Source organism: Buttiauxella sp. AC038, assembly GCF_979253565.1.
This window is the reverse complement of the sequence record NZ_CEEDCQ010000001.1, coordinates 1,078,432-1,098,084: the sequence shown is the minus strand read 5'-3', so window position 1 is coordinate 1,098,084 and position 19,653 is coordinate 1,078,432. Positions and strand designations below refer to the sequence as shown.

Annotated in this window: 23 protein-coding genes and 1 pseudogene; 6 read left to right on the top strand and 18 right to left on the bottom strand. The window is 50.8% G+C overall.

Annotation, left to right across the window (positions count from 1 at the left end; translation table 11 throughout):
- Positions 1-127: 127 nt before the first annotated feature.
- Positions 128-1,018, bottom strand: a complete 891-nt coding sequence (locus AC0IXI_RS05185; RefSeq protein WP_471682015.1) for a flagellin N-terminal helical domain-containing protein — start codon at positions 1,016-1,018, stop codon at positions 128-130.
- Positions 1,019-1,563: 545 nt separating this feature from the next.
- On the opposite strand from AC0IXI_RS05185, the gene AC0IXI_RS05180 reads away from it, so the two are divergent.
- Both AC0IXI_RS05180 and AC0IXI_RS05175 read left to right on the top strand, forming a co-directional pair.
- Positions 1,564-2,493, top strand: coding sequence for a winged helix-turn-helix domain-containing protein (locus tag AC0IXI_RS05180; protein WP_471682014.1), 930 nt, complete (start codon positions 1,564-1,566; stop codon positions 2,491-2,493).
- Entirely contained in the window at positions 2,465-2,932 is a 468-nt protein-coding gene (locus tag AC0IXI_RS05175) for a hypothetical protein (protein ID WP_413499235.1), read from the top strand. The genes AC0IXI_RS05180 and AC0IXI_RS05175 overlap by 29 nt, the downstream gene beginning before the upstream one ends.
- A 7-nt stretch (positions 2,933-2,939) precedes the next feature.
- Here the strand turns inward: AC0IXI_RS05175 and AC0IXI_RS05170 are convergent, their stop codons facing one another.
- The 12 genes and pseudogenes from AC0IXI_RS05170 to flgB form a co-directional block, all read right to left on the bottom strand.
- A complete protein-coding gene (locus AC0IXI_RS05170) occupies positions 2,940-3,962 on the bottom strand; it encodes a hypothetical protein (RefSeq protein WP_471682013.1) in 1,023 nt (340 codons plus the stop codon).
- A gap of 5 nt (positions 3,963-3,967) precedes the next feature.
- Positions 3,968-4,876: a flagellar hook-associated protein FlgL gene (flgL, locus tag AC0IXI_RS05165; protein ID WP_471682012.1), complete on the bottom strand. Its 909-nt coding sequence runs from the start codon at positions 4,874-4,876 to the stop codon at positions 3,968-3,970.
- 21 nt (positions 4,877-4,897) lie between these two features.
- The gene (flgK, locus tag AC0IXI_RS05160; RefSeq protein WP_471682011.1) at positions 4,898-6,271 is read right to left on the bottom strand and encodes a flagellar hook-associated protein FlgK; all 1,374 of its coding nucleotides are present in this window, start codon (positions 6,269-6,271) and stop codon (positions 4,898-4,900) included.
- Positions 6,272-6,378: 107 nt separating this feature from the next.
- Positions 6,379-6,669: pseudogene (locus AC0IXI_RS05155) on the bottom strand (rod-binding protein); the annotation flags it as partial.
- 9 nt (positions 6,670-6,678) lie between these two features.
- Positions 6,679-7,773, bottom strand: a complete 1,095-nt coding sequence (locus AC0IXI_RS05150; protein WP_134184284.1) for a flagellar basal body P-ring protein FlgI — start codon at positions 7,771-7,773, stop codon at positions 6,679-6,681.
- A 12-nt stretch (positions 7,774-7,785) separates the two neighbouring features.
- Positions 7,786-8,451, bottom strand: coding sequence for a flagellar basal body L-ring protein FlgH (flgH, locus tag AC0IXI_RS05145; protein WP_471682010.1), 666 nt, complete (start codon positions 8,449-8,451; stop codon positions 7,786-7,788).
- Positions 8,452-8,484: 33 nt separating this feature from the next.
- A complete protein-coding gene (flgG, locus tag AC0IXI_RS05140) occupies positions 8,485-9,270 on the bottom strand; it encodes a flagellar basal-body rod protein FlgG (RefSeq protein WP_134184288.1) in 786 nt (261 codons plus the stop codon).
- A 23-nt stretch (positions 9,271-9,293) separates the two neighbouring features.
- Complete coding sequence (locus AC0IXI_RS05135; RefSeq protein WP_413499240.1) at positions 9,294-10,025, bottom strand: flagellar basal body rod protein FlgF; 732 nt, start codon at positions 10,023-10,025, stop codon at positions 9,294-9,296.
- Complete coding sequence (flgE, locus tag AC0IXI_RS05130) at positions 10,025-11,245, bottom strand: flagellar hook protein FlgE (protein ID WP_471682009.1); 1,221 nt, start codon at positions 11,243-11,245, stop codon at positions 10,025-10,027. Before flgE ends, AC0IXI_RS05135 begins: the two co-directional genes overlap by 1 nt.
- 25 nt (positions 11,246-11,270) lie before the next feature.
- Positions 11,271-11,951: a flagellar hook assembly protein FlgD gene (gene flgD, locus AC0IXI_RS05125; protein WP_413499242.1), complete on the bottom strand. Its 681-nt coding sequence runs from the start codon at positions 11,949-11,951 to the stop codon at positions 11,271-11,273.
- Between the two features lie 3 nt (positions 11,952-11,954).
- Complete coding sequence (gene flgC, locus AC0IXI_RS05120; protein WP_422569658.1) at positions 11,955-12,380, bottom strand: flagellar basal body rod protein FlgC; 426 nt, start codon at positions 12,378-12,380, stop codon at positions 11,955-11,957.
- Between the two features lie 18 nt (positions 12,381-12,398).
- Complete coding sequence (gene flgB / locus AC0IXI_RS05115) at positions 12,399-12,749, bottom strand: flagellar basal body rod protein FlgB (protein WP_471682008.1); 351 nt, start codon at positions 12,747-12,749, stop codon at positions 12,399-12,401.
- A 98-nt stretch (positions 12,750-12,847) separates the two neighbouring features.
- Here flgB and AC0IXI_RS05110 point away from each other — a divergent pair, with 98 nt between their 5' ends.
- The 4 genes from AC0IXI_RS05110 (at position 12,848) to flgN (ending at position 14,420) form a co-directional block, all read left to right on the top strand.
- A complete protein-coding gene (locus AC0IXI_RS05110; RefSeq protein ID WP_471682007.1) occupies positions 12,848-13,201 on the top strand; it encodes a hypothetical protein in 354 nt (117 codons plus the stop codon).
- A complete protein-coding gene (gene flgA, locus AC0IXI_RS05105) occupies positions 13,192-13,605 on the top strand; it encodes a flagellar basal body P-ring formation chaperone FlgA (RefSeq protein WP_471682006.1) in 414 nt (137 codons plus the stop codon). Before AC0IXI_RS05110 ends, flgA begins: the two co-directional genes overlap by 10 nt.
- Positions 13,606-13,710: 105 nt before the next feature.
- On the top strand, positions 13,711-13,986 hold the full coding sequence (gene flgM, locus AC0IXI_RS05100) for a flagellar biosynthesis anti-sigma factor FlgM (protein ID WP_134184302.1): 276 nt from the start codon (positions 13,711-13,713) through the stop codon (positions 13,984-13,986).
- A gap of 5 nt (positions 13,987-13,991) precedes the next feature.
- Entirely contained in the window at positions 13,992-14,420 is a 429-nt protein-coding gene (gene flgN / locus AC0IXI_RS05095) for a flagellar export chaperone FlgN (RefSeq protein ID WP_471682005.1), read from the top strand.
- A 5-nt stretch (positions 14,421-14,425) separates the two neighbouring features.
- On the opposite strand, the gene fliJ is transcribed toward flgN, so the two are convergent.
- From fliJ to fliF, 5 genes are read right to left on the bottom strand one after another with little or no spacing between them, the layout of a single operon-like run.
- Positions 14,426-14,857, bottom strand: a complete 432-nt coding sequence (gene fliJ / locus AC0IXI_RS05090; RefSeq protein ID WP_471682004.1) for a flagellar export protein FliJ — start codon at positions 14,855-14,857, stop codon at positions 14,426-14,428.
- A 23-nt stretch (positions 14,858-14,880) separates the two neighbouring features.
- On the bottom strand, positions 14,881-16,197 hold the full coding sequence (gene fliI, locus AC0IXI_RS05085; RefSeq protein ID WP_134184316.1) for a flagellar protein export ATPase FliI: 1,317 nt from the start codon (positions 16,195-16,197) through the stop codon (positions 14,881-14,883).
- The gene (fliH, locus tag AC0IXI_RS05080; RefSeq protein ID WP_134184318.1) at positions 16,190-16,939 is read right to left on the bottom strand and encodes a flagellar assembly protein FliH; all 750 of its coding nucleotides are present in this window, start codon (positions 16,937-16,939) and stop codon (positions 16,190-16,192) included. Before fliH ends, fliI begins: the two co-directional genes overlap by 8 nt.
- Positions 16,940-16,942: 3 nt before the next feature.
- Entirely contained in the window at positions 16,943-18,001 is a 1,059-nt protein-coding gene (locus AC0IXI_RS05075; protein ID WP_134184320.1) for a flagellar motor switch protein FliG, read from the bottom strand.
- Positions 17,958-19,649 (bottom strand): flagellar basal-body MS-ring/collar protein FliF, encoded by a 1,692-nt coding sequence (gene fliF / locus AC0IXI_RS05070; protein ID WP_134184322.1) that lies wholly within the window; start codon positions 19,647-19,649, stop codon positions 17,958-17,960. Before fliF ends, AC0IXI_RS05075 begins: the two co-directional genes overlap by 44 nt.
- Positions 19,650-19,653: the final 4 nt, after the last annotated feature.

Sequence of the window (19,653 nt, the reverse complement as noted above, 5' to 3'; positions counted from 1 at the left end):
AGCAATAGTTATGCCAACTTTTATTTTGATTTAATTCAAAGAGTTAATTTATGATAGGAAGTTCTTCTTCCGCATTGCCGGAAGCGGAAAAAAACACCGCCGAAGCGGTGTTTGATATCAGGAGGGATTAGCCCAGCAGGGACATCACCATACCGGACATGCTGTTGGCTTGTTTCAACATGGACATACTGGTTTGTGCCAGCATCTGGTTGCGGGTCATATTAGTCGCTTCGGTGGCGAAGTCCGCATCACGGATATTGCCCAATGCCAGAGTAGTATTGTCTTTCATATTAGACAGGTTGGCAGCCGTGTGGCCCAGGCGGTTAATATTGGCGCCCAATGAGGAGCGAATCTCACCAACGTTATCCAGTGCAGTAGATACGTTAGTCATTAATGTTGTTGCCTCAGTACTGCTACCAATAGCATAGGCATCGTCACCAGCAGGATCGCCAAAAGCAACAAGGGCAGTCATTACTTTCCCTAATGACTCAGAAATATCCATGCTTAAGGTTTCAGTGGTGGATGCACCAATTTGGAAATTCATCGCCTCAGCAAACTTACTGTCAGCACTACTAAATACAGGGTCAGTAGCAGCATTGTCAACGAACAACTTTTCTCCTGCATAAGAAGTGTTGGTCATAATATTGCCCAGTTCTTTAACGAGCTGCGTCACCTCAGTACCAATAGCCGTACGGTCGTCTTCACTATTAGTATCGTTCGCTGCCTGCGTCGCCAAATCTTTCATACGATAAAGAATGTTAGTCACTTCATCGAACGCGCCTTCTGCGGTTTGCAGCATCGCGGTCGCATCTGAAACGTTACGCTGGGCAACGCCCATACCGTTAACCTGGCCCTGCAGACGGGTGGCAATTTGCAGACCAGCCGCATCATCAGCCGCAGAGTTAATGCGTTTACCGGTACCCAGGCGCTCCATGGCTGTGGACAGGATGCTGTTAGATTTGTTCAGAGCGTTGGTGGAAGACATTGCCGCGCCGCTGGTGAAAATTGAAAGTGCCATGTGTTCTCTCCTTGAGAATTATGCTTTTAGGCAGTGTTTGCCTGTGTACTTAGAGAAAACGACACGTTTGATGAAGAAATTAAACGCCAATTAAAAAATATTCATATGAAAACCATTTCTTTTCATCTGACTGGCTAATAAGTGAAAACGGAAAGAATTATTTCCACAAAAATGGACATTGTTAATGCCAGCACATTAGATATAACAATGCGACAAATTTGCCTGCAGACTTAAACCTCAATTAATAAAAAAATGTATAATTTTGTATAAATCCAACCATTTTATTTAACAGAGGGCGATCACTTCAAGATATTGTATATAACTAACTGTATTTAAAGTTTTTTTATTTTAATGCATATTTTTACCACATCCAATATAATAACCACATAAAAACAATATCATTTTAAACAATTGAAGATTTTTACCATTACAAAATCAGACACATCAGCCAAAACCACTACAACAACCTCAGAAAAACAAGCATATAAATCTGTTTTTCCAATCTATTTATATTTTATATAGCACACCTGAAATTTAAAAAACTTATGAGTAAACCTCGCTATTCTGTTAATAATTGGTTGCTGGATTACACATCGGGCGCCATTGTCCATCTTCAGTCGGGGGAAATCCGTCGACTCGGTGAATATCAGCTTAAATTATTGGACTGTCTGATTGAGCATGCAGGGCAAACGTTATCTCGCAATGAACTGACAAGCCTGGTTTGGGAACGCAGAGTAATTGGCGATAACAGCCTGTCGAATGCTATCCATGCCCTGCGCGCAGCACTCGAGGATGACGGTAAGCAGCAACGGGTAATCAAAACCATTCCGAAAAAAGGTTACTTGCTTGAACCTGAATTTTGCCAGTTGATCGAACCAGAAGCTGACACTTCATCTTCGCCTCCAGCGGTTTCAAACACAGTAAAATTACCCGAGACAAAATACTTAATTCAATCGGAGATGGTAGAAGCCGTCCCAATGAATAATGTTCCAGTGGCTGAAGATATTACGGCACCTGTAGCTAAACACAGACGTTACCCGCTGCCTCCATGGCAAACTCTGTCATTCTTTTTAATAATTTGCGTGATAACTCTCAGCGTTTGGTTAATATTTTTCCATAAGAGTTGCGACGAGATGGTCGCTCAAGAGCAACAGAAAAATCAGTACAGCAATATCCGCGTGTTCCGTATCGCCGCCGCCGTGGATGAAATGAACAATGAAGACCTCCTCAAATTCAACTCCACACTGAAAATGCTCAACCAAAGACTGATTGCCCGCGATGCATGGATGACAGTTTATTACCGGGCCGATGAGCAAGTGCTTAATTATACCTTCTCAATTGAAACCACCTGCGCAAACCAGCAACTGGCAATGACGCTTTATCACTGGCGGATTGATAACCAGAGACTCAATAACACTATTTTTGGCGAAACCGAGCGAAAATTAAATGAAATTGCACCGTGTAAAAAATCTTAATCTCAGCCTGGTCGTAATCCTGATTGCCCTGTTTTTTGGCGGAATATCACATCTGCATGCCGGCTCGGCGAAGGCCAAAATTGCCCCGATAAAAGGGACGATGGAGATAGGTTTTTACGATTTAATGTCCGATCAGCGCGAAGTATACCAAGCGCAGATTATGGATATGGATGAAGCACTGCTGTTCACATTAACGCGCAAAGATGATGCGATGTTTGTGCTGCGTGGCAAGCTTGATGAAGTTATACGTAAGCGCGGGCGGGTGTTTTACGATTACGTCCCGATTCGTTATAGCAACCCTGAAAACCACAAATTGATTTTCAGTTTTATCGACTTCCTGCGTCATAATGTAGTGTGGGTTTACCCAATGACCGTGAACAAAAAACCGTTAGTCATTGGGCAAAGTGGGATGATGTTTTTGTTTCCGCTGAGTGACTGATTACTCATTAACGCAGTAAATTGCTGACCGTACCCTGTCGCAAATTTGCCTGTGCACCTAACGCTCTGGCAGTTGCGGCATAATTCTGGTCACTATTTTGTAAATGCGCACGCAGCGCGCGGGCATGTTCCAACGCCTCCGTAGGGCGGTATTGCGTCGCCATCTCATTGATTCTTCGACGCACATTATCCTGGTGGTTGTACAACTGGCCGCGCTGCTGAGTGACTTGCTCCAGTGCCTGCTGAACGTCTCCTTGATACTCACGCATCAGCGCAGGTTGTTGTGCTAACTGGCTGAGCGTATCGGTCACGGCTGGTTCCGGGCGAGCCAATAGCGCAGTGAATTCATTGGCGGAAAAGCGCTTTCCTTCCCCACGCACGCTTAACTGGCTGCTGACCTGCGGCCAGTTTTTTTCATCCACGCTAAATGCCAATGACTGTTGCTTATCTAAGCTTGCATGAATACCAAACCGCCCCAGCCCCTGGTTTAACCGCATCACATTCTGACGAGGCGTGGCACCTGCTTCGAGCGATACCGCCACCATTTCGCGCCGCTGTCCGGCAAGCGAGAAAATCAGCGTTTCGCTTTCATCATTTTGCAAAATTCGCCCAGCCGCTGGCAGCGTAAAATGCACCTGCGCGGTCTGCTCTGGGTCAACCTCCAGATGCCTGTCGACAGTTCCCGCCGTTAGATCCGGGCGTTGACTCAAGAGTGCCGAAAGGGAACGGGCAGCGTCGTTTGTGGCATCCCCACGCAGTGAGCCATGGCCAACCGCATAACGCAGTTGTAAGAGTTGGCTTTCAACCTGCGATAAATAATTGTCCGCCTGCTGGACTGAAGTCAGCTGCTGATTAAGCTGCACGTTATAACGCAGCGGGCGTGTAGAAATGAGCGGTGATTCCGGGAACCGGTTATCAGTATTTCGTGCACGCGGCTGTGCCTGCTTTGCCACCGCCGCGGTCTGTTTCACTCCCCCAAGGTTCGAAGGCGTGCTTAAAGGAAGTCCTGCCTGGTTTAATCCAACCTGCATAATGATTACATCTGATTAAAGAGGGAAAGTTGGCTTATCATCATGAACGATTTGTTCGACGCCTGAACCGCCTGCGTGTAGAGCTGAATATTGACGTAGCTGGTAGCGGCATCAAGTGACGATAGCTCCTGAATGACCTGCCCATGGGAAATTTTAATATCGGAATGGGCATCATCGATAAGCGACAGGCGGTTTTGTTTGCCGCCCAGGTCGGTATACACCGCCGCTATTTTATCGCTGGCCGCTTTCGTCTCACCCAGCAACAGCTTTAAATCGTCCTTGTAATCCACGCCTGGCGTCGCCATTTTGTCGCTCACGCTTTTGAGCAAATTCAGCATATTGAGATCGTTATTGCTGCCAGAAAAAGCGTTACTGATGTTGGTATTTTCCGCAATTTCAATGCCATTTGCCACTGTCGTTGAGCGCGTTGCATCGTTCCCGGCGTAGCTGTAAGTCCCGGTTGTGCTATCAAAAACCACTGGTTGGGTATTGGTTTTAGTGCCAGCAAAAATGTAGTGCCCGTCTTCATTTTTAGCATTCATTGAGGACACCAGCGATTCCAGCATTTGGGATATTTCAGCTGAAAATCCTGCCATATCTTTGTCGCTGTTCGTGCCATTGCTGGCAGCCAGAAGCTTATCGCTCAGTGCCAGCAATTGGTCACTCATGGCGGTCACATGGGATTCCTGAATCGACAGGTTGCCAGACAAACGCGTGATGTTGCTTTGATATTGATCGATTGCTGATTGCTCACGGTTTAATTGCACCAAACGGCTGCTGGCAACCGGGTCGTCAGAAGGCACATTGACGCGCTTTTGTGTCGCCATTTGTTCCATTAATTTACTCAGCCGCGCACCGTTGTTATTCATCTGGTGCAACATAGCGGACGAGTGGTAAAGACTGCTGATACGCATGATAAATTCCTTTTTCTGTTATCAGAACAGCATCAGTAAATCGCTGAAAATCTGGTTGCCAGTTGCGATCACTTTTAGGTTGGACTGATAAGCCTGCATATAAACCTGGAGGTTCATGGCCTCTTCATCCTGGTTAACCGCACTCAGATTATCACGCTGTGTTTGCGCCTGATATGAGACGGAAGTGGCCGCTTCAAGCTCAGTTTTATTCTGGCGGCTGGCAATTCCCACTGTGCTGATAATCGCCGCAGCGGCTTCGTTGACGCTCATATTGCCCATATTCCCGATGGCAATTTTTTTGTTCTTAAGCTCGATAAGCGCTGTCAGGTTGTTGCCATTGCCACTTTCATCGGCTTTGTCTGACAGCGCCAGCTCATCGGGTTTAAGGTCGCTGATTTGCAGCATGCCTTTGCCACTGGTGAGATCAAAGACAAACAGCGGCTTACCCTTCTGTCCGCTCATGCTCAGATCATAGCCGTCCGCCAGCTGTGCATTGAACTCTTTAGCAAATTGCTCGGCCATATCACGCACCGCGCTTTGCATGGTTTTCAGCGTGCCCTGCTCGTAGTCATTGAGTGCACCTAACTGCCCGCCGATAGCCGAAGAAACACCGAAAGTAGTATTAAGAAATTCTAGCGAAACTTCCTGCTCACCTTGCTGGTTCATGGTGGACTTGAGCAGCCCGAAATTGCGGCCATTTACCAACGGTTGGCCATCGTTTAAGGAAACGTTGTAGCGGCCAGATGCATCCTCAGAAACTTTCACACTAACCATGCTGCTCAGCTCTTTTACTAGTTCATCACGCTGGTCACGCAGCACGCTGGCATTGCCGCCCGTCGCTTCCTGATCGGCGATTTGCTGGTTGTAACTGGCGATGTTTTTACTGAGCACATTGACGTTACCCACCAGCGCATCACGCTGGGTATTGATAGAAACTTTCTGGCTGCTGATGAAACTGTCGACGTTGTTAAAACGAGTCGCCAGAGACTGGCCTTCATTAAGCAATTGCTGACGCAGGGCAGGTGAATCTGGCTGGGTAGTTAACGCATTCAGTGCGGCGAAAAATTTGTCCAGCCCGCCACCCAGGCTGGTGCTGTCGGTGCCAATGACGCTTTCCAGCGCCCCTAAATATTTCTGCCCGGCATCGTAATATTCCGCACGCGTGTTGCTGTGCCATACCTGATTGACCAGATACTGATCGGAAATACGGCGAATGCTATCTACGCGTACGCCGTTGCCAGCGGAGAAACTGTCGCCGTTGGTGCCGATGGCACTTTGGATAATGCCCTGGCGGCTATAACCCGGCGTAAGGTAGTTTGCCACGTTCATTGACGTGGTACTCATGCCCTGCCGCGCAGCCTGCGCGCCCGAAAAAGCGATATTGATAATGTTCATTATGATCCTTGCTCTGAGCGCGTTATGGGCGGAGTCAATTCCTTCTCTTTAACAGGTAAAGCGACCCCTGGCCCGGTTAACTTAAGCGCACGGTCCATGCCGTCCACCTGCGGCCCCATCTGTTTTATGATGAGCGACGCAATACCACTGCTACGTTGTGAAGCCAGCAAAGAGGCGAGTTTGTCATCATAAAAATCGCGCATCATCGTTTCCTGCTTGCTGGAAAACGGATTATCCCCTGCCGTTAACACATCCGAAGCCTTGCGCATCTGGCTGAGCATGGATCGTAAAAATAGCGCTTCGAACTGTTCCGCCGCCTGCTCAAGGTTCTGCGCTTTTTGCGTTCCGGTAAAATCGCCCGGGATGGTATGGGTTCTTGTAGTCAGCGAGTCGATCATTATCTTTCCTTAAATCACTACCAGTTCTGCATCCATTGCACCGGCTTCGCTCAGCGCCTGCAAAATCGCCATCGTGTCATCCGGTGATGCACCCAAGCTGTTGAGCGTGTTGACGATATTTCTCAGGCTGGTTCCGGCAGGCACCACCACCATCTGTCCACGTTCGCGATTAACATTAATATTCGAATTGGGTGTCACAGTTGTCGTTCCCTGGCCGAATGGCGCAGGCTGGCTGACTTGCGGTGTTTCCTGAATGGAAACCGTCAGGTTGCCATGAGAAACGGCTGCCGCACGTACCACCACACCATCGCCAATCACAATCGTGCCAGTTCTGGCGTTAAACACTACACGCGGCTGCTGCTTACCGGTTGTGATTTGCAAATCTTCGAGAGTGGACATAAACGCCACGCGTGCGCCCGGTTGTTCCGGCGCACGTACCATTACGTTGGTGGCGCTTTGCGCGGTCGCAATTGAGCCAAACGCCTGGTTTATTGCCAAAGCAACATTGTTGGCGGTTTTAAAACTTGGCCGTTTCAGGTTGAGCACCACCTGGCTGTTAGCCTGAAAATCAGTAGGGATTTCACGCTCCACACTCGCACCGTTAGGGACACGACCCACGGTTGGGGTGTTCATGGTAATGCTTGAACCGCTATCACCTTCGGCCTTAAAGCCGCCAACCACAACGTTGCCTTGCGCCAGCGCGTAAACTTCGCCATCGGCACCACGCAACTGAGTCAATAACAGCGTGCCCCCACGCAGGCTTTTCGCATCACCAATCGAGGAGACCGTAATATCAATGGATTGCCCACGGGCGTACATCGGCGGCAACGTGGCGCTGATGGCAACCGCCGCCACGTTTTTCACCTTCGGGTCAATTTTGGCCGGCATCTGGACGCCAAACTGGCGCAGCATGTTGGTGACCGACTGGCTGGTGAATTTGACTTGGTTTTTATCCCCTGTACCATCCAGCCCGACCACCAGGCTGTATCCCACCAGCTGGTTGCCACGCACACCCTGAATATCAACGATATTCCCTAACCGCTCTGCATGAACCTGGCCGATACAAACCAGCAGGAGCAAAAAACCTGACACCATGTTACGCATGGGTTTCTCCTGTTAAATCGGGAACAGTGGATGGTTAAAGAAGCGCGTCAGCCATCCGGCGGCGTTGGCATCACTGAGCGCACCGCGCCCGGCATATGAGATACGCGCGTTGGCAATACGCTGGGACGAAATCGTGTTCGATTGCGAGACATCTTCCGGCCTGACCAGCCCCGACACGCGCATATATTCGTCGCCCTGATTGAGGGTCAGCCATTTTTCGCCGCGCACTTCCATCACGCCATTAGGCAGGACTTTGTGCACCGCAACGGTGATGGCACCGCGCAGCATATTTTGCTGTGCAGAATTAGCCGCACCTTTGAAGTTACGATCGCCACTGATAGAGGCGCTGGCTTTATCCAGAGTTTTGCCGAACACTTCCGGCACGCCTATCGTCACGTCGTTTTCCTTGCCAAAATTGGTGGTGGCCTGCTTGCTGGACTGGGTAGACTCGTCCAGGTTGACGGTCAAAATATCCCCCACGCGATAGGCACGGCGATCCTGAACTAAAGACCAGCTGTAACCACTGTTATACAGGCCACCGCCTGAAACAGCAGGCGTTACTGCCGCCAGTTCTTCCGGTGGGGCGTAGGCTGCATCGTCTTTCTTAACGAAAAGAGCCGGGCTTTCACAACCCGCCAAAACCAGGGCTAACAGCCCAACAAGCATTTTCTTTTTCATTTCCATTCACTTCTTAATCGCAATCCATGCGTTTTATAGCGTCTGCGTGACGAACTTCAGCATGTCGTCAGCCGCGGAAACCATTTTGGCGTTCATCTCGTAGGCACGTTGGACGGTGATCATATCAACCATCTCTTCCACCACTTGCACGTTGGAACCTTCCAATGTTCCCTGCTCAAGTTGCCCTAATGCTTCTTCACCAGGAACACCTTCAACGGGCGCACCGCTGGCAGCAGTTTCGCGATAAAGATTACCGCCGACTGCCGAAAGACCGGCTGGATTGACAAAGTTAACCAGCGTGATTTGCCCCAGCTCTACCGGGTCCACTTCATCTGCCACTAGCACGGAAACGGTGCCATCTTTGGCAATGTTCACCTCTTTGGTGTTCACCGGCAGTTCGATCTGTGGGATTAGTGGTTGCCCTTGTGCAGTCGTGACGACACCTTCACTGTTCACTTGCAGGTTGCCCGAACGGGTATAACCCACGGTGCCATCCGCCATTTCAATCTGGAAGAAACCCTGACCGGCAATCGCCACATCCATTTTCTGGTTGGTGACTTGCATACTGCCCACGGTGAAGGACTTCTGCGTGCCGACCACTTTTACCCCGCTGCCGTACTGCATGCCACCCGGTGTCGCGGTGTCCTGGTTTGCCTGCACGCCGGGTGCACGCATGTTCTGATAAAACAGGTCTTCAAAGACCACGCGATCGCGTTTAAACCCGGTGGTATTGACGTTGGCGAGGTTATTGGAAACTGCGTTCATTTTGGCGTCCTGCGCCGCCAGACCGGTTTTACTGATCCATAATGCTGGATTCATTGTTTATTCCCTTAATAGTCAAATCAGGTCGCGCGGATCACGCGATTCCCGGCTTGGGCAAGATCTTCTGCCACTTTCATCATTTTGATCTGCGTTTCAAAACTGCGGTTCAGCGACATATTGGCAATCATTTCACTGATGGCTGAAACGTTGCTGCTTTCAAGATGTTTGCTTGCAAGCGACACGGTTTCACTGCGTGGTTCAGTGCGGTTGTTGCTGACCAAAAAGCCGTTGTTATCTTTGCTGAGCTGGTTGGTTGCCACGTCCACGAGCTTGATACGGTCAACATCCATCAACGCATTGATGTCCCCGTCCTGCGGAACGATGGAAATGGTGCCGTCGTTGGCAATGGAGACCTGGGCAAACGGCGGCAGCACAATCGGCCCACCCTCGCCGATCACCGGCTGGCCATTAATCGTTAGATCGCCATCCTCACTGACATCAATATGTCCATTGCGCGTGAACACTTCACGACCGCCCATTTGCAGCGCAATCAGCCCGTTGCCGACAATACCGACATCCAGGTCACGCCCAGTTTCCTCAAGCGATCCTGATGTCATGTCCACGCCACCGTTGGCGTTTTGCACCACATAACGGGAGTCATAGCCGCTGCCCGCAACCTTCGTAGACATCGCTTTGTCCAGGTCGCCGCGAAAGCCACTGGTGTTGACGTTGGAGAGGTTATTGGCGTGAACCTGCTGTTGCATCAGGCTGCGGCTGGCGCCACTCATCGCGGTATAAATGAGATGATCCATTACACCGCCTGCATCAAGGCGTTCATCATGTTGTCATTGGTGCTGATAACTTTGGTATTCGCCTGGTAGTTACGTTGGGCGCTCATTAAGCCGACTAGCTCTGAGGTCAAATCGACATTGGACTCTTCCAGCGCATTAGATTTGATATAACCCAGAAGACCGCTGCCCGGTGCGCCAATTAACGGTGAACCTGATGAGCCGGTTTGCGCCCATGTGGTGCCATCTTGTGATTGCAGGCCATTCGGGTTGGCAAAGTTGGCGATGATAAGCTGGCCCTGCAACATGCGTTCGCCGTTAGAGAAGGTCGCATAAACATTGCCTTTCTCATCGACTTGCTGCCCGGTACGCTCACCAGAGGCATAGCCATCACCCTGGTTGCGGCTTACTGAGAAATCTGAGCCATATTGGGTGGTGCCGGCGTAGCTCATCTCAATGGCTAATGAACTCGCGCCAGGAATAGCAATTTCAAGATCGGTCATGCCGATAGGTTTCGCCAGAATCCCGGAATCACTAAACTCTACTGCTATTTCTGAATCGGCAGGTGCCGCTAGCTTCTGCCCATCAAGGCGAAGATGCGCCGTCCATTTGTTATCACTATCTTTAACGAAATACTGAGTTAGTGTGTGTTCTCGCCCCAGAGAATCGAATATCTGGGTGGTGTAGGTATTGTTATAAGTTGTTTCGTCTTTCTCATTAAAGTCGATTGCATCACCCTGAGAATCGGTCTTTGGAATCGCTTTTGCGTTGGCATCAAAGTTGGCAGTAAAGTTTATTTTTTGTGTCGCTTTTGCCGGAATAGAACCGCTCATAATGCTCAGGTTGCTGACGCTACCCACCTGCAAATTCCCGTTAGCATCTACCGGGTAACCTTGCATGTTCATGCCCAGGTTATTCACCAGATTGCCGTCTTTATCAGTACCGAAATACCCGGCTCGGGTGTAGGAAGTGGTGCCAGTGCTGTCGCGAACGACAAAAAAGCCGTTACCGGAAATCGCCAGATCCAGTGAGTTGCTGGAGCTAATGATATTGCCGCCACGGGTAATACTTTGTGTAACTCCGGTTACGCCCACGCCCAGAGGCTGAGACTGTGCATAAAGAGCGGCAAACTCCGCACGACCGGACTTGTATCCTACCGTCCCGGTGTTGGCGATATTGTTACTGATGGCCCCAAGCTGCTGGCTGATAGCATTAAGACCTGACGTTGCGATGCTAAAACTCATGATTTCATCCTGATTACAAAAGTTGTTACGTCCGACGCGTGCCGGAAGCCTGTCCACCAAACTGACTGATACTGCTGTACGGGACTTCTCCAAGTCCGGCGATTTTCAGCATCGTGACGCCGCCTTTTAATGGGATACGCACGTTGCTTACTGTGCCGCCAATTTCCATTGGAATGGACTTCTCAGCGGTATCGGTGACAGCACTCAGGGTGTATTTACCTTCCGGCAAACCCAGTTTTTTAGCATCGAGGGTAAAGTCCACCAGCCCGGCTTGTTGGCGGCCCAAATCAATCTTGTGCTCATTGCCGCTGGCGTCTTTAACATGCACCGTTACCGATGACGCGGGGTGTTCCAGCGTCAGGCGGCCATTAAGTACCGAGTCACCCTGCAATTCCACGCGGTCGGTTTGCACCATCACGTTCTGCCCCACCAGATTAGCGGTGGTGAGCGTCTGCAAGTTGTCCATCATGATGCTGCTGTTTTGCATCAGGCTTGCGACCTTCTCCATCGACTGCACCTGAGAAAGCTGTGCCAGTTGCCCGACATATTCCGTACCATCAGTTGGATTGAGCGGGTCCTGATTTTGCACCTGCGCCACCAGCAATTTCAGGAACATGTCATTCATGCCTGATGCCGATTGTCCATTAGCGGAAATAGAACTTCCGCTGGTGTCCGCCGCGAAAGTGGAGGTATCCGTTACATTCATCAATTACACCTCACCCAGACGCAGCACACTTTGCTGCATGCTTTTGACATTGCTGAGAACTTCCGCGCTGGTTTCAAAACCGCGAGACGCCGACATCATGTCTGCCATCTCCTCCACCACGTTGATATCCGGGTAATAAACGTAACCCTGGCTGTTCGCCATCGGGTGATGCGGCTCATAACGGGAAACAGCCTGGCCGGTTTCTACCACGTCCATAATCTGCACACGGGCACCTGCAAAGGCGTTGTTTCCGGCGAGTTGGCTGTTCTGGTAGACAGATGCGAAAACGGGGCGGCGTGCTTTATACACCGTATCCGCACTTGCAGATGCAGCATCGGCGTTGGCCATGTTACTGGCGATGGTGTTCAGCCTGACGGTTTGCGCCGTCATCGCAGAACTAGAAATTCGATAAATGTCCGTAAAAGCCATACTTTCTTCCTGAACGAATTATTTGCCTTCGATGGCAGCCCGCAATCCCGAAAATTTCATTTTCAGAAACGTCAGGCTCATTTGGTAGTCCATGCTGTTCTTGGCGAATGCAGCCTGTTCTACATCCAGCGCCACCGTATTCCCATCCGCAGAGGGTTGATATGGCAGGCGATATTTCACCTCGGTTTGCGTCCCCGGAAACAACAACTGTTTTGAACGTTGCATCTGCGCGGCAAAATCAATATCTTTAGCCTTGAAATTAGGGGTATCCACGTTGGCAAGATTGGTGGATAACAGCTCTGCCCTGGTCAGTCTGAGCTGCAATGCCTGTGGATGTACGCCTAATGCCTTGTCAAAACTAATGCTCACTGTCACTCCTTACAGTCCTGCGTCCTCTGTACTCCTGGCACAGATTTCTCTCAGAGGAATCCTTTTAAAAGCAATTTACGTGCCAGGTTTATAAAGACATGATTTCAAAACAAATAACATTTTCGCTCGCGCCAATGCGGAAAAACCTCTTCCCCCTGTTTTTTGCCGGGCTGAGTCTGGTATGCAGTGCAGCAAATGCCGCAGATGCGACTCATCAGCTCGATAAAATCGCCAGGAAAATCGCTCAGGCAGAAGTCAAAGAGATGGCGCAAAATCAAGGCTGGGGAAAATATGACTTACAGCTTGAAACGGTGCTTCCCACCGAAGCATCAACGCTGCCGGTATGTAAAAAAATCTGCTGGCTACGCCCGCAGCCAGACGCACGTTGTACCGACTCCGCTACGATGTCACATGCCCAGACGCACAAGGCTGGACGCAGACGGTGGCAGTAAAAACCGCGGTCAATCTGCCTATCGTTGTTGCCATGCAAACGCTGGACCGCGGGCGTGTGATTGATGCACAGGATGTGGTGCTTCGTGTTCAGGATATTGCCCCACTCAATGCCCAGTTCTTTACCACGACAGAAGAAGCCATCGGCCAAACGGTAAAGCGCCGCATTACATCCGCGCAGATTGTGAATTCCGCTCAGTTAGAGCAGCCGATAATGGTGGAGCGTGGGCAAAGCGTGTTGATGGTGGCTCGCCAGAATGGCATCGAAGCGAGTACTTCGGGAGAAGCTATGAAACAGGGGCGTAAAGGGGATGTGATTCGGGTGAAGAACATCAGCAGCCAGCGAACCGTTGATGCAATAGTGGTATCGCCGGGTATGGTGCATATTCTTGTTGCTACTCGATAACCGTCATTTTTTATTCAAAGATTAAAGTTTTCGAAGATTTCCGTCGCTTTATACTGACAGAAGAAAATTTTTGCAGATGAGCCGGGTTTACCTCGGGAGAGAAAAATGAAAATTAACCAAAACCACTACTCGCAAATCCAGCCGACGCAAAACAGCCAGGCCACCAAAGAATTAGGTGAAACGAAAGCGTCAGCACCACTTCGCAGCGCACCGATTGCAGCCGTTGACCCTGTTTTGGGTGATGCTCAGAAAGCACTGCAAAACCTGCCGGAAGTAGATATGGACCGCGTAGCGGAAATGAAGCAAGCCATCAGCAATGGTCAATTGCACGTCAATCTTGATGACCTGACGCTTTCTATCCAGAAATACTTTCAACGGTAATAATTATGCAAACAACAGGCCAACGGATGACCGCTTTGTTGCAGGATATGGTGCAAGACAGGCTGCGCTATATCATGCTGAAGAATTTACTCGAAGAACAACGCACGTTGTTGCTGGAGCGCAATAGCGAGCAACTCAGCCGTGTGAATCAGGAATTGATGCAGATTTACCAGCAGCTTACCAATAGCGCAACGAGCCGCCAGCAGTCATTACAGACACTGGGTTTTAGCGCGGACAAAGCGGGGTTGCGGCAATTTATTCAACGGTTACCCGAGCAGCATCAGGGAAAAATTAGTGCGCTTTGGGAAGATTTACAACGCCACGCTCAGCTATGCCAACAATTAAATGAACGCAATGGCATGGTGTTGCATATGCAGCAGCAGGTTATGGAAAATGTGGTTAACGCAGGCCAGCCCGCAGACTGGCTCTACTGAGAAAATCAAGATCGTAAGCGTCGCATCCAGCTTTGGGCCGACATCGCATCTGTAGTTTTCTGATCTTTGCGCGCTTCTTCACTGGCGAATTTATCCTGCCGTTGCTCAAGCACCAGTTGATATCCGCGCTCACGGCGCGCTTCATGCAGTAAATTCTGTTGGATCTCCTGCATTTTCATATCCGCAAGCGTCTGCTCTTGCTTTTGCCAGTTGATAATACGTTGGATGTTTTTCTTATAATGCGCTTGATTGGTCATCATGGCGGCATGGGTGTTTCCTGCACCCGTGGGCGTTAGCGCCAGGTTATTGAGCGCCTGAATATTGTTTTCATAACGCTGGCACAGCTGCTGTTGGGACGATAATTTTCCGCTGAGATCTTTCACCGTTCGGGCACGCATCTGTACCAGGTGTTCAAGCGTTCTGATGGTTCTTGGCATCCTTTACCTCTTTGTCACTCGATTTAACGCTGAACCAACGACTGTAAATCCTCGATGGTATTTTCAAGCGTCGCACCAAAGCCAACTTCCTGTTGTAAGTAGTGGTGGATAGCAGGAGCCATCCCGACCGCACGATCCACCAGTGGGTCACTGCCTGCAACGTATCCCCCAAGCGGCAACATAGGTTTGATATTCATGTATTCGCCGTACAGTTGTTTTAAGGTACGCGCGGCGCGTTGGTGGTCGGTAGTGACGATCTGCGACATGCAGCGGCTGATCGACTGGGAAATATCGATAGCCGGGTAGTGCCCGGCTTCCGCCAGGTGTCTTGAAAGTACAATGTGCCCATCCAAAACTGCACGGGCGCAGTCGACGATCGGATCTTGTTGATCGTCACCTTCAGCCAGAACGGTATAGATTGCCGTCATCGTGCCTTGCCCCTCGCTATTTCCGGCGCTTTCCACCAGTTTTGGGATCAGACCAAAAGCAGACGGTGGATAGCCTTTTGTGGCTGGAGGCTCACCGAGTGAGAGCGCAATTTCACGCTGGGCCATCGCATAACGCGTCAGGGAATCGACCAGCAGCAACACATCCAGACCGCGATCGCGATAGTAGCTAGCGATGGCATGGCACAGTTCAGTCGCTTTCAGGCGCATCAGTGGTGATTCATCCGCCGGAGCGGCAACAACCACTGATTTTGCCAGCCCACTTTCACCCAGCGAATGTTCGATAAACTCTTTAACTTCGCGTCCACGCTCGCCAATCAACCCCACCACAACCACATCTGCGCGGGTGTAACGAGTGATCATGCCCAGCAGCACACTTTTGCCTACGCCACTGCCTGCCATCAGGCCAACTCGCTGCCCTTTACCGATTGTTAGCAGGCCGTTGATAGCCCGCACACCCACATCAAGCGGTTCATCAACCGAGCGGCGGGTTAGTGGGTGAATTTGCGCAATATGGCGGGGTAACGGGGTATCCCCCTGCAATTTACCTTTTTGATCCAGTGGTTCACCCAGGCCGTTGACCACGCGCCCAAGCCATTGCATCCCCACCATCACCGATTCTTCTTTTTCGGCGGGGTAAACCTTGGCTCCGGCAATCAGCCCAACCGGGTGCTTAAACGGCATCAGGTGAGTAATTTCACGGTCGAAACCGACAACCTGTGCATCCATCATGCTGCCGTCGTGGCTTTCAATACGGCAATGCTGACCAATAGCCAGCACACAGCCGACGCATTCCAGCAGCAAACCATTGACCCGAACAAGGCGCCCCGCTACACGGGCGAGGTTAATATTCTCTATCGATTTGAGCGCCTGTTCGAAATCAATGTTATGCATCCTGCGTCTCCGGCAGGAGGGTATCTTTTAGCACGTCCATGCATTGTTCCAGACGATGCTCGCAACCAATGTCCATTTCCGTGGTTTCGGTTACTACCCGGCACTCCCCCGGCTGCATTTGCGGATCGGCACACAGCCCCCACTCTTTCGAACGTTCAGGTTCCGCTTCGCTAATACGGCGATACTCTTCCGCATTCAGGCAAACTTTCAACTGTTCCGGCGTTTTGGCGAGGCTGCCGATGGCTTCTTCCACCAGGGTTAGCAGTTGCGTTGGGTGCAAAGTAAGTTCGCAGCGAATCACCTGGCGGGTGACTTTTTCCACCAGTTGCAGCAACTCATTGCGTCGCCGGGTTTCATAATCAGCCAGATACTGCTTAACCTGTTCGGTGACGCTATCTAATGGTTGGGATGCATCAATAAATAGTTGCCGACCGGCAACTTTGCCTTCGTCGTGACCTTTGCGCATACCTTCGTCAAAGCCCAGACGCACACCTTCCTGATAACCTTCGCCGCGCCCTTCTTCCAGGCCCTGTTCAAACCCTTGCTTCATGCCTTCCTGAAAGCCATCAGCAAGCTGTTGTTGCAGACTGGCGTTATCGAGGAACGGCGCATTGAACCCGGCGTCACCCAGCGCGCCATCGACAAGTTGGCGGTTGCGGTGTAGCGGCGGAAATTTATGCACTCTTGGCCGGGCGGTTGCCGCAAGAGGTTTGGCAAATAGCGATTTTGTTGGCTGGCTCATCCGTTACTCCATCGTCACTTCAGAGAAGAGACGCACCTGAATCTCACCCTCTTCTGCCAGTTCACGAACGGTTGCCATAATCTCTTTGCGCACCTGTTCAACACGGCTTGCCGGCACCGGGCCTAAACGGGTCCCGGTACTTTGTAATAACTGAACCTGGCGTTTTGGCATCGCGCTATAAATCGCCTGGCGCAGAACTGGCTCGGTGCCTTTAAGCGCCACCGCCCACTCTTCAAGCGGGATTTCATCTATCAGACGTTGCAGCACCGCAGGGGTCTGGCGGCTGAGAATGAAGAATTCATACATTTGATCTTTGAGTTCGTTAACCACGTCCTCATCACGAATGCGCAGTTGCTCGAGCAGTTCCTGCTGATTAGTCGGAATGCGGTTGACGATGTCCGCCGCATGTTTAATCCCCACCAGTTTTGAACCGTGTTCAGACAACACCGCCACACCGCGTTCGATAATGCGATCCAGCTCGTCAATCACATCCCGGTTAACGTCATCGAGTCGCGCAATACGATAGATAATTTCATCACGGCGCGACTCTTCAAGGCAGCTCAATACGTTGGCCGCCACATCCGGTGGCAAGAACGCAAGGAAAACGGCTTGCAGCTGTAAGTGTTCCTGGTCAATAAGGCTTGCGAGCTGCGGCGTATCAACCCATTGCAGTCGCGCCATGCGATAACGCACTTCATCGCCGTAGATGCCATTAATCACGCTACGGGAAATCTCACTGCCCAGCGCTTTATCAAGAATGTTCTTCAGATAGTTACGGGAAGCGCCATTAATACCGCTCTGCTCCCGGTAATCCTGGAAGAAGTTATTCATCGCATTTCGGGCATGTGTGACTTTGATGCCGTGTAAACGCGCCATCGTTTCACTGACGCGTACCACTTCTTCACGGCTCAGTTTCGCCATCACAGTGGCGGCGGCTTCTTCGCCAATACTGAGCAGCAAAATAGCCGCTTGCTCCAGACGGCTGCGCCCATTATTGGCAGCGTTCCCCGGTGTGCGATTAGTCTTGTTTGCTTGCGGTTGCGGCTGCGCTATTTCGCTCATTGCTATTTATCCATTGTTTTAACACTTCAGCCACGCGCTCGGTTTCGCCTTGCGCCAGCGTCTGTAAGAATTCCACTTTCGTCTCTAGCCCTGAACTTTGCGGTGGGAGATTATCCTCAACCTGGAAGGAGGACTTCGGCAAAGCCTGTACCAGTGATTCGTCGTCGCTTGAGGTTTCGCCTTCCAACAGCACTCCGCTGTTTTCATCCTGCAAGTTGGCAACTTGTTGCTGTGAATTTGGCGTGAAACGCCGCGCCAATGGCCGAACTCCAAGCAGTAGTAGCAGTAAAGCAAGGAACCCAATACCGCCCATCTGCCCCCAATCGCGAATATCCGGATCCTGCCACCATTTCATTGACGGGATATCCAGGGAGCCAGCAGGCGTGAAGACAAGGCGGTCGAGGGTCAGTGAATCTCCCCGTTGCTTGTCTACCCCAGCGGCATCTTCAATCAGCTTATTGAGCGCGGTGAATTGTTCCGGCGTCCATTTCTCCAGTGCGGGGGCTGACTGGTTCAACACCACGGCAATGGACATTTTTTCGAGTTTGTAGATCGGATGTTTGATATGGCGTACATCGCGGTCATAGGCATATTTACGCTGAGTCTGGCTGCGACTCGAGAGCGCTTGAGGATTGCTGGTTGCGGGTGTGGCGGGTGTCGCCGCCGCAGTGGCCGGTGGTTGTGCAGGAGTCGCCGCAGGGGCACGGTTACTCAACGAACCAGGAATGCCCATCGCTAACTCATCGGTGGCGTTTTCCTGATTAATGCTTTCATCGCTGATTCGTGGGTCGCCCGCAAAACGTTCTTGCGTCTCTTCGATTGCGCTGAAATCCACTTGCGGCACGACACTAGTACGGAAATTCCCCTGCCCAACAATAGAGTTGAGCAAATTGGCGATGTTCTTTTCGGTTTCACTTTTGATCTGCTGGCTGATGTCACGAACTTTGCTGATACCCGCCATCTGGCCGTTATCAGTTTCGATGCCTTCAGAGAGAAGATTGCCGGTTTGATCGACAACCCGCACCTGACCTGCATTTAAGCCAGGAACGCTGCCAGCCACCAGTTGCACAATAGATGCCACTTGCTGGTCGTTGAGATGCTGCCCCGCACGTAAACGCACCATCACGGACGCACTGCTTTCCGGTTGGTTAGTGAGTACGAACGAACTGGACTCCATCAGCCCCAGATGCACTCGCGCAGCCTCTACCGGGTCAAGCCCCATAATGCTTTGCGCCAGTTCACCTTCAATACTGCGCTTATAACGGACGTTCTGAATAAACTGGCTGCTGCCAAGCAATTCGTCTTTATCCATTAATTCGTAGCCGCCAGGCATAATGGCCGTCACACCCTGTTCCGCCAGCGCCATACGTGCTTTTGCCAGTTTACTGCTGTCAACCATAATGATGCCGCTGGCAGGATCGATACGGTAATCAATGGTCTGGTTACCCAGAACATCAACAACCTGCTTCACGGGTACGTTTTCCTGGGAGCCAAACAACGCCACATAATTGTGATTGGTCATCCACAAAGATGTGACTATAGCGCTGGCGAGCATTAAGCCCGCAGCGCCCAGCAGCATGTTTTTCTTGTTTCCCGTGAGCCCATGTTCAAAGGTCATCGGGAATCTTTGTTTTATTTTATCTATCACATCA